The organism is Pseudomonas alloputida, from assembly GCF_021283545.2.
Classification (GTDB): Bacteria; Pseudomonadota; Gammaproteobacteria; order Pseudomonadales; family Pseudomonadaceae; genus Aquipseudomonas; species Aquipseudomonas alloputida.
In genome coordinates this window covers 2,974,397-2,989,100 of sequence record NZ_CP128540.1, presented here as the reverse complement: position 1 = coordinate 2,989,100, position 14,704 = coordinate 2,974,397, and the positions used below count along the sequence as shown (strand labels likewise).

Genomic DNA, 14,704 nt, shown 5'->3' with positions numbered 1-14,704 from the left:
AGCAAGAAAATGAGCGAGAAAACCACTCCAGTCCTGCGCGAGTCGGCCACCTTTGATCGTCTGACTATCCAGGAAATCCAGCGTGCCGCCGAGACCGGCATCTATGACATTCGCGGCGGTGGTACCAAGCGCAAGTTGCCGCACTTCGACGACCTGCTGCTGCTCGGTGCGAGCGTCTCGCGTTACCCGCTGGAAGGCTACCGCGAGAAATGCGGAACGGATGTAATCCTCGGTAACCGGTTCGCCAAGAAGCCGATTCACCTGAAAATTCCGGTGACCATCGCTGGCATGAGCTTTGGTGCGTTGTCGGCCAATGCGAAAGAAGCACTGGGGCGCGGCGCAACCATTGCTGGCACCAGTACCACCACTGGCGACGGTGGCATGACTCCGGAAGAGCGTGGTCAATCCCAACATCTGGTTTATCAGTATCTGCCTTCGCGTTATGGCATGAACCCAGATGATCTGCGCAAGGCCGACGCCATCGAAATCGTCTTGGGGCAGGGCGCCAAGCCGGGCGGCGGCGGTATGCTGTTGGGCATGAAGGTGACCGAACGTGTGGCCGGTATGCGTACCTTACCAATCGGTGTTGACCAGCGTTCGGCATGCCGTCATCCGGACTGGACTGGGCCTGACGACCTGGCGATCAAGATTGCCGAGATCCGTGAGATCACTGACTGGGAAAAACCGATTTACGTGAAAATCGGGGCCAGCCGTCCTTACTACGACGTCAAGCTGGCAGTGAAGGCCGGCGCCGATGTGATCGTGCTTGATGGTATGCAAGGCGGTACCGCTGCGACTCAGGAAGTCTTCATCGAGCACGTCGGTATCCCAATCCTCCCGGCTATTCCGCAGGCGGTTCAGGCGCTGCAGGAGATGGGCATGCACCGCAAGGTGCAGCTGATTGTCTCCGGCGGCATCCGTAACGGTGCAGACGTTGCCAAGGCAATGGCACTGGGTGCCGATGCCGTGGCCATCGGTACAGCCGCATTGATTGCTCTGGGTGACAACCACCCACGCCTCGACGATGAACTCAAGAAGATTGGCTCAGCGGCTGGCTTCTACGATGACTGGCAGAACGGTCGTGACCCGGCAGGTATCACCACGCAGGATCCGGAGCTTTCAAAACGTCTGGATCCGATCGAAGGCGGTCGCAGGTTGGCCAACTATTTGCGTGTCCTGGTGTTGGAGGCGCAAACCATGGCCCGAGCCTGCGGCAAATCTCACCTGCATAACCTCGATCCTGAGGATCTGGTGGCCTTGACCGTCGAATCCGCCGCTATGGCTCGCGTGCCGTTGGCAGGGACTTCGTGGATTCCAGGTAAACAATACTAAGCGTCCAACCAGCGTAGTAACCCGCGCAGCCCGTGACGGCAATCTGTCTGCAACAGAAGTGTTGAGGACACAGCGCCATCACGGGCTCAAGCGCTCCTACATTCAGACCATTCTTGATTTGAACCTTCAAAGAGGCCTAAACGGCCCAGCGCTTGATCACCTCGCTTTCTGCCAGACACTTTTCCATTCATCGCAGGAGCTTCCACAATGGTTAAACGTCTACCCGGCAAATCTCTTCTTGCGTTGCTCGTGCTCAGTGCATCTATACCTCTGGCACAGGCGGCAGATGCACCTTCATTGAACACCGGCAGCACCGCTTGGATGGTTATGGCGGCCGTCCTGGTACTGTTTATGTGCCTGCCAGGGCTCGCGCTGTTTTACGGCGGGCTCGTGAGGGCAAAGAACATGCTTTCGCTGTTCACTCAATGCTTCGGTATTGCGGGTTTGGTGGGGGTACTGTGGGTGATCTATGGCTACAGCATGGTGGTAGATACCACCAACATGGTTGAGGGCGAGGTCAGCTTCAATAGTTTTGTGGGCGGACTTAACCGCGCGTTTTTGGCAGGGATGACGCCAGAAAGTCTGGTTGGCGAAATTCCTGAAGGGGTGTTCGTCACCTTCCAGATGACCTTCGCCATCATCACTCCGGCGCTCATTGCTGGCGCTTTCGCCGAACGCATGAAATTCTCGGCCGCGCTGCTGTTCATGGCGATTTGGTTCACCCTTGTGTACGCGCCAGTGGCGCACATGGTATGGGGTGGGGCAGGGGCTCTGATGCACAACTGGGGCGTGCTGGACTTCGCTGGCGGCACTGCGGTGCACATCAATGCTGGGGTCGCTGCGCTGGCAGCCTGTTTGCTACTTGGCAAACGCAAGGGATATGAAAACTCACCCATGCCTGCGCACAACCTCAGTCTTACCATGGTCGGCGCTGCCATGCTCTGGGTTGGTTGGTTTGGATTCAACATTGGCTCTGGAGGCGGCCTCAATGGTCTTTCAGGGATCGTAATGCTGAACACCCAGCTGGGCGCGTGTGCCGGTATTCTGGGCTGGATGTTCACCGAGTGGTTTCGAGTGGGTAAGCCGAGTGCTCTGGGCTTAGCCAGTGGTGCCCTAGCTGGCCTGGTCGGTATCACTCCGGCCTGTGCGTATGTGGGGGGCGGCGGCGCACTGGCGATCGGCCTGCTTTGCGGCGTGTTCTGCTATCTCAGCGTGACCGTGCTCAAGACGCGCCTTGGCTACGACGACAGTCTGGACGTATTTGGCTTACACGGTATCGGCGGGATGATCGGTGCCGTGTTAACAGGTGTTTTCTGTGTACCGTCGTTGGGCGGATTGGTTGAGAACGTCACCATGGCTGACCAGGTAATCGCGCAGGTCAAAGGGGTGGCATTCACAACGGCCTACTGCTTCATTGCAAGCTGGATCATTCTCAGAGTGTTGAAGGCCGTCGTTGGGTTGCGGGCACATGACTCCGTTGAGGAAATGGGTCTCGACCTCGGTGAGCACAATGAGCGGGCTTACAATCACTAAGTAACGAGTCTGCGATCAAGCTGATCCCAAAACTTGACCGCTAGTGGAGGTTTTTTCAGGTCGCTGTACAGACAAAGCCTCAGTGCATCTCGCGCATCGGGGCTTTGTTGTTTCTAGGACTGCGAGGCCTGCAGATGGCAAAAGTTCTTCTGCCCTCAAGGGTATCAATCGTACGGCCACTCGTATCAATGGCCAGAATCCCGAAATTGCGTACACGAATGCCTTAGAGCTGGCTGTAAGACAGTCGGGTTTGCTAGGGAAGGTCTGAAGTAGCCCTGTATTTCCGGTCGACTTCAGCCCTCGCTGCTTTTGAAAGCGGGCCGTCGATCAAAATCGACCAGATAACCCGCTCAGTTCTCCGTTTTTGGCCGCCGCGAGCACCTCGCAGCAGCCATTTTCCGCATTACAGGTGCACCTTTCCTGCGGTAGTCAGCAAATGTCGGCGCGCCATCCATAGGTTCGACAGCGCGAACAGCGTCACCAGCTGAGCGGTGTTCTTGGCCAGGCCACGGAAGCGCACCTTCACGTAACCGAACTGGCGCTTGATCACTCGAAACGGGTGCTCGACCTTCGCTCGCACTTGTGCCTTGGCCTTCTCGATCTTGCGCTTGGCTTTGTACAGGGCGCTGCGTTTATCGAGCTTCTTGTAGGTGCTGCGGCGTGCTGCGACCTGCCAGATCACTTCGCGGCCAGCATGTTCGGGGCGCTTTTCGACGCCGGTGTAGCCGGCATCGGCGCAGACGACGTTCTCGTCACCGTGCAGCAGTTTGTCGACCTGGGTGATATCCGCCACGTTGGCTGCCGTGCCTACCACGCTGTGTACCAGCCCCGACTCATCATCCACGCCGATGTGCGCCTTCATGCCAAAGTAATACTGGTTCCCTTTCTTGCTCTGGTGCATTTCCGGGTCGCGCTTGCCGTCCTGGTTCTTGGTCGAGCTGGGCGCGTGGATCAGTGTGGCATCGACGATAGTGCCCTGGCGCAGCGACAGGCCGCGATCCCCCAGGTAGCCATTGATTACGCCGAGGATGCCGGCTGCCAGCTCATGTTTCTCCAGCAAACGACGGAAGTTGAGGATGGTGGTTTCGTCGGGAATGCGCTCCAGGCTCAGCCCGGCGAACTGACGCAGGATGGTCGTCTCGTAGAGCGCTTCTTCCATGGCCGGGTCGCTGTAGCCGAACCAGTTCTGCATCAGATGGATACGTAACATGGCCATCAGCGGATAGGCTGGACGACCACCTTCACCCTTTGGGTAGTGTGGCTCGATCAGGGCAATCAATCCCTTCCACGGCACCACCTGATCCATCTCGATCAGGAACAATTCCTTACGGGTCTGCTTGCGCTTGCCGGCGTACTCGGCGTCGGCGAAGGTCATCTGCTTCATGGAAAAACTCGGCTGGCGGGATCGGCGTATTTCACCAGATGCGGGAAGTCTTTTTCAGACCTTCCCTAGGCGCCCATGACTGTAGGCATTGTGTTCATGCCGACATTAAGTTTGATCTCCCCAGCCGCGTCTGTTCGAATCCGGTACTGAAGGTTTGTTCATCAATCCAAAGCTTTAGGGTGGCGGATTTCGAATCTGATGTCGTTCGAACCTACCAACCGCGTTGGCTGTTGCTCGGATTGCTCGACAACCAGTTTCGCGAATTGCATCAGGTCTCGGATTGCTTCAGTTCCGGATCTATTTAGATAGAAGCCTTTGATGCCAATAGCTCGAGGCCCATCTCGATCACAGCGCGGCGAATCGCCGATCATTGCTACTTGAGCCGCACCGCCGAACAGGTGGCCAGGCACAATCCCAAGATCATGGCACACGGCGCGGTAGATCGCTGGGTTGGGCTTGGTGACCCCGAGCTCGTAGCTGAACGAATAGGCGTTGATATCTGGCAGTAGCTTCTTCACTGCCGGCCCGTAGGGTGCAGCGAGGTTGCTGCAGATGGCGGTAGCTACGCCGTGCTCATGAAGGAGGGCGATCGCATCGCATGCATCCGGGAACACCTCGATCGACTCAATCTCGCGTTGAAGGTCAAATTCGATCTCAGCCATGCGTGACGGTGTAACCTGGATGCCGAGGATGTCAGCAGCTTCTCGAAGCCCTGCATCAATAGTCATCAGTTCATGGAGGTCGCCTGGGCTAGGGCGCCGGCCATTCTTCGCGCCTTCTCGCAGCAGCCGGCGATACGGGTGCATGGGTGTCCCGATCCGCAGGGTTGTGCCGAAGGCGTCAAAGATCACTGCTGTGATTGCCATCCGTATCTCCGTGGTCGACCTGGCGGGAGCGAGAGTACACTAAGCCCTCAGATGAAGGATGCCAAATCATCGAGGCTCAAGAAGTGAAGAGAACAGTGTTGGGTATGGCCGAAGCGGGCGAGCCGCTGCTCAGGCAGGCTCTTGAGGCAATTCGAGCTCATAACGACGCCCTGGCTAATGGACTACCAGCAGTGGAAATCGAATGCCTTCGACTGGAGGCTGATCATCTCTACCAGACAGTGATCGACTACCAGTTGCACAGCGCCGTCACCCTGGGTGAGTCAGTTCATTGATGGAGGCGAAACTGTGAAGATTCGCCAAATCCGTAACGAAATCCGGTTGGTTCCCCGCTTTCTCATCGAGCAACCGTGACGGTATGCAAGGAGTTGAGCAGGGCCGATCTTTTAGTCCGCGAATGCTAGCTCCGCCTGCCTAGACTCCCTCATGCCTGCGTGAGTCGTCTTAGGGGCGTTCATGCGAGGGCGGCGAGCAGCGTCGAGTCCTTCCACTTTGATACGAAGGCCTGGAAGCCCACCATCGCGCTGCAGCTCTGCAAGCTCTTCCGTTAACTCTGACATCAGGTCTACAGGCGTTCGACCTGTGTCTTCACTGAGTGTCAAGGTAAGGAGCGTCAACGGACTGAGTTCGAGCCGGCGACTGATCTGTCCGAGCTTATCCAGGGTGATGCTGGATTTGCATAGCTCGAGTTTCGAAAGGTACGTACGGCTTGTTGTGTCGGCGAAGTCACGCTGACTGATGTTGCGCTTGCTGCGGAGCGCGCGGAGTACGCTGGCGAAAGAGGTCTTTAGAGTCATAACGCAGATTTCCATCTGCCATCGCTGAAGATATTTAGCTTAGCCGAGCGGCACAGATGGTAAGGGCAAGCTGTCTAGGCGGCCTCGAGCCGTCTCGTAGATATCACCAAATGAGAGACAACAAGCGGAGCGCGCCGGCGTGACGGATGGACGCCCGAAGCGACGAGACGTCGCGTACGACGATGGCTCGGTTCACGACAGCCGGCTCCGAAAGGACACGCCCACGCCCTCGCGGTTACCTGTCGTAGTAGAATCCTCTGAACTGACGTTCTGATCGTCTTTGTCGCCGGCACATGACGCACTTTAAGGAGCAACACCTGTGTTCAGGACGTTCATGGATTTAATCTTTGTGGTGAGCGTTGCCTTCACTGTGCTCGCGTTCGTTTTGATACCCTGCATGATCCTGAGTCTCGGAGTGTTGCTCATGCTCGGCATCGACGACAGGTTTGTGAGCCCTGTTGTGGCTTACATTGCATTTCCAGAGGCCGTCATCATCAGCGGGTATCTGCTGCTTCACTACTGGAGGCAAATCACCGAAATCATCAAGTCGATTACACCATGGTGATATAGGAATGCGTGGGGAAAACGAGTGATTTGGTTTCTGGGTGACGTACATGGGCGCTTTGATCATGTCATCAGGTTGGTGAAGCGTGATCGTCCTGAGGCAGTGGTATTCCTGGGTGACCTCGAATGCAGTTTGCCCTTGGACATGATCCTGCGCCCGATCTTAGAGCTGACAGAGATCTGGTTCATTCACGGTAACCATGACACGGATCGTCCAGCCTATTGGCATAACCTCTATGGCTGCGGCCTCTCTGATCGCAGCCTGCATGGCCGTGTTGTGGAGATTGCTGGCCATCGCCTAGCAGGGCTGGGGGGCACCTTCGAGTCGCAAGTCTGGCTACCAGGTAGCCCTGATACCGGCATCCAGAATTACGGAGACTTCCTTGAGCATCTAGCGCTCAGGCCACAGCAGGCAGATATACTCGCGACGAAAAGGCAGCACGCGCTGTCAGCAATTTACCCCGATGATTACTTCTCGCTCGCAATGGAAAAGGCGGATATTTTGGTCTGTCATGAGGCCCCTAGCTGCCATCCCTACGGCTACTCAGAGATCGATGAGCTCGCCCAGACAATGGGTACAAAAATGGTTGTGCATGGGCATCATCATGACTCTCTAGACTATAGGTCTGAATGGTCAAAGCTGGGGTTTGAGGCTAACGGCGTTGCGTTCAGGTCGGTCATGGCTGTAAACGGCCAAGTCATCCTCTAACTGCTATACGGTAGCTAATGTCGCAAACGGAGCGCGCCGGCGTGACGGATGGACGCCCGAAGGGTCGAGACGTCGGCGTACGACGATGGCTCGATTCACGACAGCCGGGCCTGGCAGGGCACGCCCTCATCGCTCTACAGAGCTTTCAACGTTCGCTCCAGGGTTTGATGCTCCCATGTCGATAGCAGAGCAACCGGATCTGTCCGATTACCTGGATCGAATTCCCAGAGCTGACCATCAGGGCTCACACATCGCTCGCAGTAGTCCAGCTCATCACAGTCGTTGTAAATCGTGATCCGCCATCCCTCTACATCGACCTCGAAATGACAGGTGTACAGCTGCTCCCAGGACTGGTTGCCAACCTTGGTCATAGTCCGGCGTCCGAGCACCACCTCTCGCAGCACCTGGCAGACTTCGCGGGCCGTCAGCGCGCCTAATGGCGTGTCGTTGTGGTTTTCTGTATTCATGCGCAGTTCAGTCCCTCCCTTATCCAGTCGGGCGCACCACAGTGAAGGCGCATTCTCTCGAGATCAACCTCGGATAGCCACCTACACAAATAGGCGATTGAGTGTGCGGGTTAGATCAAGCCCTGCATTAACAGAGCGTTCCAAGGCTTACTTCCTCAAAAAATTTTCAGCTCGCATGCTTGGTAGCCAATAGCGCTTACCGTCCTTAGCCATCGATCAAGGATCAAAAAATTCACGGAGGTGAGGTAACTCTTTTTCTGGGTCTTCGGCGAGCCGCTGGCGTACAGCGTGTCGATAGCTCCTATGCCAGACCTGCTTGTCAAATCGCTCACTAGTGGCGGTGGTGATGCCGCATATGGTGTTTTTGCGTCGGCTTCTGCTCATATGGTGTCAGCGTCGATGAAGCACGCAGGTTCGCGTGCTTGCTCTGAACTGCAGAACAGATCAGGTTAACACGAGAAGCCTCAGATCCCCCCATCAAGCGGCTGCCCGGGCGGATCTGACTGCTTGGTCGTAAGGAGTACAAATGTACTCGGCATCCAGCTGCAGTCTTCGAAGCGTTTTGAATGTCCGTCATGTAACCACACACGAGATCTGCCCTATGCATCCAACAACGCCAGACGGTCGCTACTTCGTCGTCAAAGGTCAGCTCTGGCGCTGCAGCAACCCCGCGCTGCCTGTTGAAAAGCGTCAGCACCTGGTACACGACTTGATGGAAGCCCGGCGAGCCGTGAAGGAAGCCAAAGCACTGGATGATGAAGACAAGCTGCATGCCGCTCGAGCAGCGGTGGACTTGGCGAAAGTGGCACTAGGGGAGAGGGGCCCGGTGTGGTGGGATGACGGTAGCCCGGACTACAACCGCCAAAAGGCGATCAACACGCCTTACGCTGACTGGTACTACTTAATCGATGAGCAGCAGTGAACATCCTTGCGGGTCTGGCAGGCCTGTAAATACAAGCCTGCGCAGCCAACTACCGATCGTAGGTGCTGATCCTGTAGATGGTTCCCTAGCAAGGTAGACGCACTTAGCTTCTCGATCCTTAATCAGAATCAGACTGAAATTGCCAAGCGTAAAAACGCGCGTGCGCAGTGTCATAAGTAGTATCACGAATTGAGGGATACAGCTCAACCAACGACATTGATTGTGCAGCTTGCACCAAACCTGTTTCCCTAATCCATGAAAGAGTTGCACGACAAAAGGATGAGTCATCAGACACTACTTCGCCACCCAGCTTAATTTTCACCATGACCTCGGAGCACACCTGCTTAAAAAGCAAGTTGGCATGGCGACTACTTACCCCAGGCCTACCGCTCTGGGTGGAAATTAGAGGGGTAGGGTCGCGATCCAGAGGTATCAAATCAGTTCCAACATGGGCCCTGTATCGGGCAACCCATCGGGTAACATAGTCCCTTGAAATGCAGACCCGCTCCAATTCGGGGTATCCTTCAACCCTTAAGCCATAAGTTCCGTCTTTACGTTCAAACAATGAATTTATAGCCAAATTCGCACCAAATCGGTCAATGTCAGCGGGGCGCAAGAAAAGATGATAAATACTCATCAACAAAAATAGCTTGCGCTCAAATTCATCATCGTTAATCGCCAGACTTTCAGCTGCCTCGACAAATAGATTCCAATCGCTGATAGAAAAGCTCTTGGCACCATTATGAATGGCCTCACGACCGGAGTAGTGCTTCGAACGATGCAATGAGCCAGCGGGATTTATATCAATTAAATCCTCCGCATAAAGAAATAGGTAAAATGAATTGATAACAGCCAGCTCAACGGCTAAAGAAGCATAGCCTGATATCCTTGCCCCACTAACTTCCTCGCGAACCGGGCCTGTTCTGAATGGCCTCCAGAATGCATTAACCACAAATACTTTTGAAGTACGTTTGTTTGAGGCACGCCTCAAACGCTTTTCCGGCTGCTTGGCTACCCAGTCATCAGGTGGGCACAAGCAAAAATCCATAAACGCTCTAATATCTTGCTCGTCGAGCTGTATGATTGGCTTTTCTACGACTAACAAACACCACAGCAAAAGCTTTTCAATTGCAGAGCGGTAGATGCCGAATCGACTACCCAGTGCATGCTCAAGCAAAAACGCTTTGACTAGCGAGTAACTAGACAAGGCGGCGCAACGGATATCAATCCCATCTAATTTCTGCCTGACCTCAGAGTTTTCCTTATCTAGGTCGTGAGTGTTCAAGCCTTGAAAATCTTTCAAGCCAAAAAAGCAAGGAAACGGCGGCACATCCATTTTCCAATCTCCAAGCAACATGAGTTCAGCCACGATCCTTCATTGAGAGTTTCTGAATCGAATAGGCTCTCTGATTATCATGACTGCTATAATAAATGTTCTGAGTAGTGGCAAGACTGCTATGACGAAGATCTGCTTGCAAATCTTTCGGATCTCGGAATGGTGCATCGAAGGTCGCTGCTGTATGCCGCAACCAGTGGGTGGTGGCAACGCCTAAATTTTGGATTTCTTCCTCATGGCGGCCTTCACTAACCATCCGGTCGATTGCAAAATCGAAAACCTCTCGCATGATAAATCGCACCATACGTGTTGAAAGCCCAGCTTTGCCATTAAATGTCATCAGAAGTGGCGTAGATTCGTTATGCAAGGGCAGGGGGCTTAACCCTAAGTGCAGGCGATATCGTTTGAGGTAAAGCTCCACGTAGTCTGCTCTGACAGCGATTTTCCCCGCTTTGTTTCCCTTGCCAATCACATGGAACCACCAGTTACCCTCATGATCCGGACGAAAATCCCCCATTGAAGGCTGCCAATTGTCGCGACCGCAAAGATCTGAAACCCTGAGATACATCGAGAACATTGTCGCAGCTATATATAGTGAGCGTTCATGCCGTTCCGGCTCAGAATTCGCCATCGACTCTGCTGCTTCGAGCACGTACTCCCATTGAAGAGGTGTAAGAGACCTGGTCGTTAACTCTTGTACTGAGCGATTTTTAAATTTCGATTTTTGTTTTATGGCCCGAAATGGATTCACTACTGTGCAAACCCCTTCGTCAATGGCGTATTCATAAAGGCTACTGCACACCGAAAAAATCTGCGCGATGCTTCCGGCAGTCAGTTTGTAGCAGTTGGCCTCGCGTGATGTTGCAAAGGGCCTCCAATCGGGATTGGGAGCTATGCTGTAATTTTTGCTCAGATAGCGATTTCTTACAATTTTCCCGATCCAACCCGGAGGCGGACTCATACAAAAATTAAGAAACTCTTCTGCATCAGAACGACGCAGATCAAGCAAAGGTCGCTCACGAATCAGCAGCGACCAGAGTAGTAATCGTTCGGCATGGGTGCGGTAAGAATTGAACGTTGCCTCATTACTAGCATAGGACTCCAGGAAGCCGCGTACTGCCTCATACCCATCGAGGGCGCTCAGCCGGGAGTCGAAGCCAGCCAGGTATTTCTGAACCGCAACTACAGTTGAATCATCCACATCATCTGATACTGAAACAAACCAGCGATAGGTACCAAACAAAGGGACAGGCGTACATGCGTTATTTTTCATAAGTCCCAATCACTTCCGGTTCTGACACTTATCGGAAATAGGGGAGGCATCGCCCCCAAAGCATAGGGCACACACACTGAGATGCTTCATCAAAATCACCTTGAATCGAATGCACGATATGAAGCTTCTACGAAGCTTCACTCCAGGAACACTGTATTGTCAAGCCTCTACATAGCCTGCCCCGCACGGCTAATCACTAACCTAAAGACCGAGTTGATCACTTTTAAAGTAAAAATGATCACTCCTCTCTTGCCCATTAACGATATAGCTAGGCTCAGCATCTGTCGGCAATGTCACTTGAAAATGATCAGCACGTCAGAAGGGCTAGCCTTCCATCTCTAGAGCAAACCACCCCTATAACTCGACTAAATGACTATTTAGTCGAGTTAAGTAAAGACTGCACCCAGCAACCACAGGGTGGGGCATGGATGCGCCATTAAATCGTCAAGCGCTAAGCGCGCTGTGATCAATACGCAAAGACGATCGCATTCAACAAAATACGACCGCAACGCTAGGCCAACCTGATGATCATTTTTGACTGACATTGCGGTGTACCGCTTTCCCGCCTTCAATCTTGTGATCCTCTAATTTCGTTAATTGATCACTAAAAACTGAGGTTCGCGCTGCATGCCTACTATGGTAATCATTTTTAAGATTTGATCATTTTTCCCGACACTGAGCCTATTAATGATCATTTCTGACTGTGCACGAATTCACCAATCGAATTTGGTGATCCACCTGCAAATCTATCCAATTTTCAGCTTCCCATGAGCACAATGATCAAAATTGCTCCTGCAATGATGATCAGTGCTGTCATGCACGCCAGTGGCTAACTCCTTGAACATTAAGAGAAATCCGCAGGCTTGAGCCGAATCGGATGGTTTTTGTGCATGGTCAGGATTTCGTGAGCGTCACAACAAGGAACGAGGCTCGCAGGATCCGTTCGTGCTGTGTTACATCGCTGAGGTCCAAGCTTGATCTGCGGCCCAGTAATCGAGGCCCGTGGCCTGGCTTTAAATCTGCCCACCCACGGCCCCGGTAGCTCCATACCAAGGTGCTCATAATGCATATTATGTTAAATATCGTGCTATGTCATAGATGTTCGTGCGCTACCTAGGCTGCAGATTCGACAGCCCCGTTTTGGCATCCACTCTTTCAACGGTCCATGTCCTGGGTGTTCACAGCGACCCCAAACATTGAGGTGGCTGCCAATGATCCGGCCTGAAGATTCCCGCCGATGTCACTGTGCTCGGCAGTGATGTTCTACGAGGGAAATAAAGTTCAGTTGAAAACAGAAGGCGAAGCTGCGCTAAACCGGTGAACCATTTACATAGCCGACACGTCCACCGCAAAAGAACAACGAGTCGACAGATAAATGGCAAGGGATCCCGTATTGGCCGTGCTCGGCTATCTCAAAGACCACCATCTGGTCCTTACCACCGCCGAGTCCTGCACAGCAGGCTGCATGGTCGCTCTGCTAGCGGCATTCCCAGGCACAGGCGAGGTACTGGAAAGCGGCTACGTCGTGTATTCGCCCTCCGCCAAGAAGCGTCTGCTAGGTGTAAGCGCGGAAACCATCGAACGGTACGGGCTGACCAGCGAACCAGTCGCATGGGAGATGGCCCTAGGGGCGTTGAAGGACAGCGATGCCAATGTCGTTATCGCAACTACAGGTTTAGCCGGGCCTGACCCAGCATCTGGGGTTCTACCCGGCACGCTTTGCTTTGCTTGGGCTTTTGCCGGCGAACCGACAGCCCTGTTTACCCGTACCCAGCGTTTTTTTGGTGAGCGAGCGCAAGTCATGCATGACGGCGCCGTCTATGGACTGACGCGCCTGATCCATTATCACGAGCGCTGGCTTCGTGGGGAGCGCGCTTGAAGGGGCAGGTAATGACAGGCAAGAAGGCGACTTTCGACATCGAATACTGCAGGCGAACCCCTCGACTACCCTCCTCCACCTTTTGCGTGAGCACTTGGATTACGCGGTATGAGCCCAATCCTCAACGAAGGTGAGTACGTCTTCTGCACCAAGGCATTTACGCAGTCCCATCATCGCTGTGCCACATCTGAGTCAGTTGACCACCCGCCACCCAGGGCGAGGTAGGCAGCAATAGCAGCACGCGCTGCTTCAGTTTGCGCAACTGCTCGGAAATCCGATGTCCTGAGAAGCTGCTGATCTGCGTTCAGAACGTCTATCAAACTGGCTACACCGTTCTGGAATGCTACGAAGGACGAACGTCGTGCTCGCTCCAGGGATACCTCACCGCGTTTGAGCGACTGTGCCTGCGCTTGCCGATTGATCAATGCAGACAAAGCTGTTTCAACATCTTCCGAAGCCTCCAGCACAGACTGCCGATAGATGGCCAGGGCTTCGGCTTCACGTCCTTTGGCCTGGTCTATCTGCGCGTTGATGCGGCTAAAATCAAAGAGTCTCCACCTCAAACCGAGCAATACGGCTGATTGGTTGGCATCGCCCGTGAAAAATGTTCCGCCAGAGGTAGACGCACTGCCGATCAGCCCGCCTATCGAGAATTTTGGGTAATACTCACTGATCGCACTGCCGATCATGGCATTGGCAGCCATGAGCCTGCGCTCAGCGGCGATCAGGTCGGGCCGACGGCGGAGCAGATCGGAAGGTTTGCCGATTTGCGCAAACGCAGGCACCTGAGGGATTGACGAGGCAATTGCCATCTGGGCGCGGTGGGTACCTGGCGTACTGCCAAGCATGACATCCAAGGCGTTGAGAGCCGCATCCAGGCCCGCACGCAAAACTGGCACGGTTGCCTCGACTTGAGACAGTTCGCCTTCGGTTTGACGAACCTCGTAGTCAGGCGCCAGACCTTTGCGGTTGAGCAGGTTGACTTTGGCCAGAAGGTCTTGCTGTGTCTTCACCTGGTTCTGAGCAATGGCCAGGCGCGCCTGCAGCCCCCTCACGGTGGTGTAGATATCGGCTGTTTGCGCGGCAACGGCAAGACGCGTCGCGATTGCCCCCGCCTCGGAAGCCTGGTACTCACCGACGGCTGCTTGCCGATCACGCCGCAGCCCACCAAACAAGTCGATTTCCCAGCTTGCTTGCAGATTGAGTTCATAGCTGTTGCCGTAGCGGTCATAGTCAGGCGTTGAGTTCAGCAGCTGGCCCAATGGCGTTTCAACGGATTGCCGTGAGCGTGCAGCTTGACCATTGATACCCGCGGACGGCACAAGCGCCGCGGTCGCTGAGCCCAGTGCTGCGCGAGCCTGAGCTACGCGGGCCTGTGCCTGCGCCAACTGCAGGTTTTGCCCCAGCGCCTCGGTCACAAGCCTGCTCAACAAAGGATCTCCAAATCCTTCCCACCAGACATCGAGGCTGCCGACCGATGTGTCGCTTGCAGTCAACGGCTGTGCATCCGCGACGTAATGATCGGCCAGCGCAACCTCTGGCTGTTTATAATCCGGGCCAACCATGCACCCTGCAGTGAGACTGGCGCTCAACAGCAGAGCAATCGTTCGGTAGGGAAGCATGA

Annotated in this window: 14 protein-coding genes; 7 read left to right on the top strand and 7 right to left on the bottom strand. The window is 54.4% G+C overall.

The window, feature by feature from the left end; translation table 11 throughout:
* The first annotated feature begins 9 nt into the window (after window positions 1–9).
* Both LU682_RS13575 and LU682_RS13570 read left to right on the top strand, forming a co-directional pair.
* Window positions 10–1,332, top strand: a complete 1,323-nt coding sequence (locus LU682_RS13575; RefSeq protein ID WP_181098017.1) for an FMN-binding glutamate synthase family protein — start codon at window positions 10–12, stop codon at window positions 1,330–1,332.
* A gap of 207 nt (window positions 1,333–1,539) precedes the next feature.
* Complete coding sequence (locus LU682_RS13570) at window positions 1,540–2,865, top strand: ammonium transporter (RefSeq protein ID WP_181098018.1); 1,326 nt, start codon at window positions 1,540–1,542, stop codon at window positions 2,863–2,865.
* Window positions 2,866–3,268: 403 nt separating this feature from the next.
* On the opposite strand, the gene LU682_RS13565 is transcribed toward LU682_RS13570, so the two are convergent.
* Complete coding sequence (locus LU682_RS13565; RefSeq protein ID WP_011270155.1) at window positions 3,269–4,249, bottom strand: IS5-like element ISPa16 family transposase; 981 nt, start codon at window positions 4,247–4,249, stop codon at window positions 3,269–3,271.
* Between the two features lie 161 nt (window positions 4,250–4,410).
* Complete coding sequence (locus tag LU682_RS13560; RefSeq protein WP_181126946.1) at window positions 4,411–5,115, bottom strand: HAD family hydrolase; 705 nt, start codon at window positions 5,113–5,115, stop codon at window positions 4,411–4,413.
* Window positions 5,116–5,219: 104 nt separating this feature from the next.
* Between LU682_RS13560 and LU682_RS13555 the strand changes: the two genes are divergently transcribed.
* Entirely contained in the window at window positions 5,220–5,408 is a 189-nt protein-coding gene (locus LU682_RS13555) for a hypothetical protein (protein ID WP_181098036.1), read from the top strand.
* A gap of 111 nt (window positions 5,409–5,519) precedes the next feature.
* Here LU682_RS13555 and LU682_RS13550 read toward each other — a convergent pair whose 3' ends face one another.
* Entirely contained in the window at window positions 5,520–5,930 is a 411-nt protein-coding gene (locus LU682_RS13550) for a helix-turn-helix domain-containing protein (RefSeq protein WP_181098020.1), read from the bottom strand.
* A 319-nt stretch (window positions 5,931–6,249) separates the two neighbouring features.
* Here LU682_RS13550 and LU682_RS13545 point away from each other — a divergent pair, with 319 nt between their 5' ends.
* Window positions 6,250–6,495 (top strand): hypothetical protein, encoded by a 246-nt coding sequence (locus LU682_RS13545; protein ID WP_181098021.1) that lies wholly within the window; start codon window positions 6,250–6,252, stop codon window positions 6,493–6,495.
* 24 nt (window positions 6,496–6,519) lie between these two features.
* Window positions 6,520–7,203, top strand: coding sequence for a metallophosphoesterase family protein (locus LU682_RS13540; RefSeq protein ID WP_232856730.1), 684 nt, complete (start codon window positions 6,520–6,522; stop codon window positions 7,201–7,203).
* A 134-nt stretch (window positions 7,204–7,337) separates the two neighbouring features.
* Here the strand turns inward: LU682_RS13540 and LU682_RS13535 are convergent, their stop codons facing one another.
* Entirely contained in the window at window positions 7,338–7,670 is a 333-nt protein-coding gene (locus tag LU682_RS13535; RefSeq protein ID WP_181098023.1) for a DUF7693 family protein, read from the bottom strand.
* A gap of 601 nt (window positions 7,671–8,271) precedes the next feature.
* On the opposite strand from LU682_RS13535, the gene LU682_RS13530 reads away from it, so the two are divergent.
* Entirely contained in the window at window positions 8,272–8,592 is a 321-nt protein-coding gene (locus LU682_RS13530; RefSeq protein WP_181098024.1) for a hypothetical protein, read from the top strand.
* A gap of 118 nt (window positions 8,593–8,710) precedes the next feature.
* Here the strand turns inward: LU682_RS13530 and LU682_RS13525 are convergent, their stop codons facing one another.
* Window positions 8,711–9,961 (bottom strand): site-specific integrase, encoded by a 1,251-nt coding sequence (locus tag LU682_RS13525; protein WP_181098025.1) that lies wholly within the window; start codon window positions 9,959–9,961, stop codon window positions 8,711–8,713.
* Entirely contained in the window at window positions 9,954–11,201 is a 1,248-nt protein-coding gene (locus LU682_RS13520; protein ID WP_181098026.1) for a tyrosine-type recombinase/integrase, read from the bottom strand. Before LU682_RS13520 ends, LU682_RS13525 begins: the two co-directional genes overlap by 8 nt.
* Window positions 11,202–12,576: 1,375 nt before the next feature.
* Here LU682_RS13520 and LU682_RS13515 point away from each other — a divergent pair.
* Window positions 12,577–13,080 (top strand): CinA family protein, encoded by a 504-nt coding sequence (locus LU682_RS13515; RefSeq protein WP_010954177.1) that lies wholly within the window; start codon window positions 12,577–12,579, stop codon window positions 13,078–13,080.
* Between the two features lie 170 nt (window positions 13,081–13,250).
* Here the strand turns inward: LU682_RS13515 and LU682_RS13510 are convergent, their stop codons facing one another.
* The gene (locus tag LU682_RS13510) at window positions 13,251–14,702 is read right to left on the bottom strand and encodes an efflux transporter outer membrane subunit (RefSeq protein WP_049587863.1); all 1,452 of its coding nucleotides are present in this window, start codon (window positions 14,700–14,702) and stop codon (window positions 13,251–13,253) included.
* Between the last annotated feature and the right edge of the window lie 2 nt (window positions 14,703–14,704).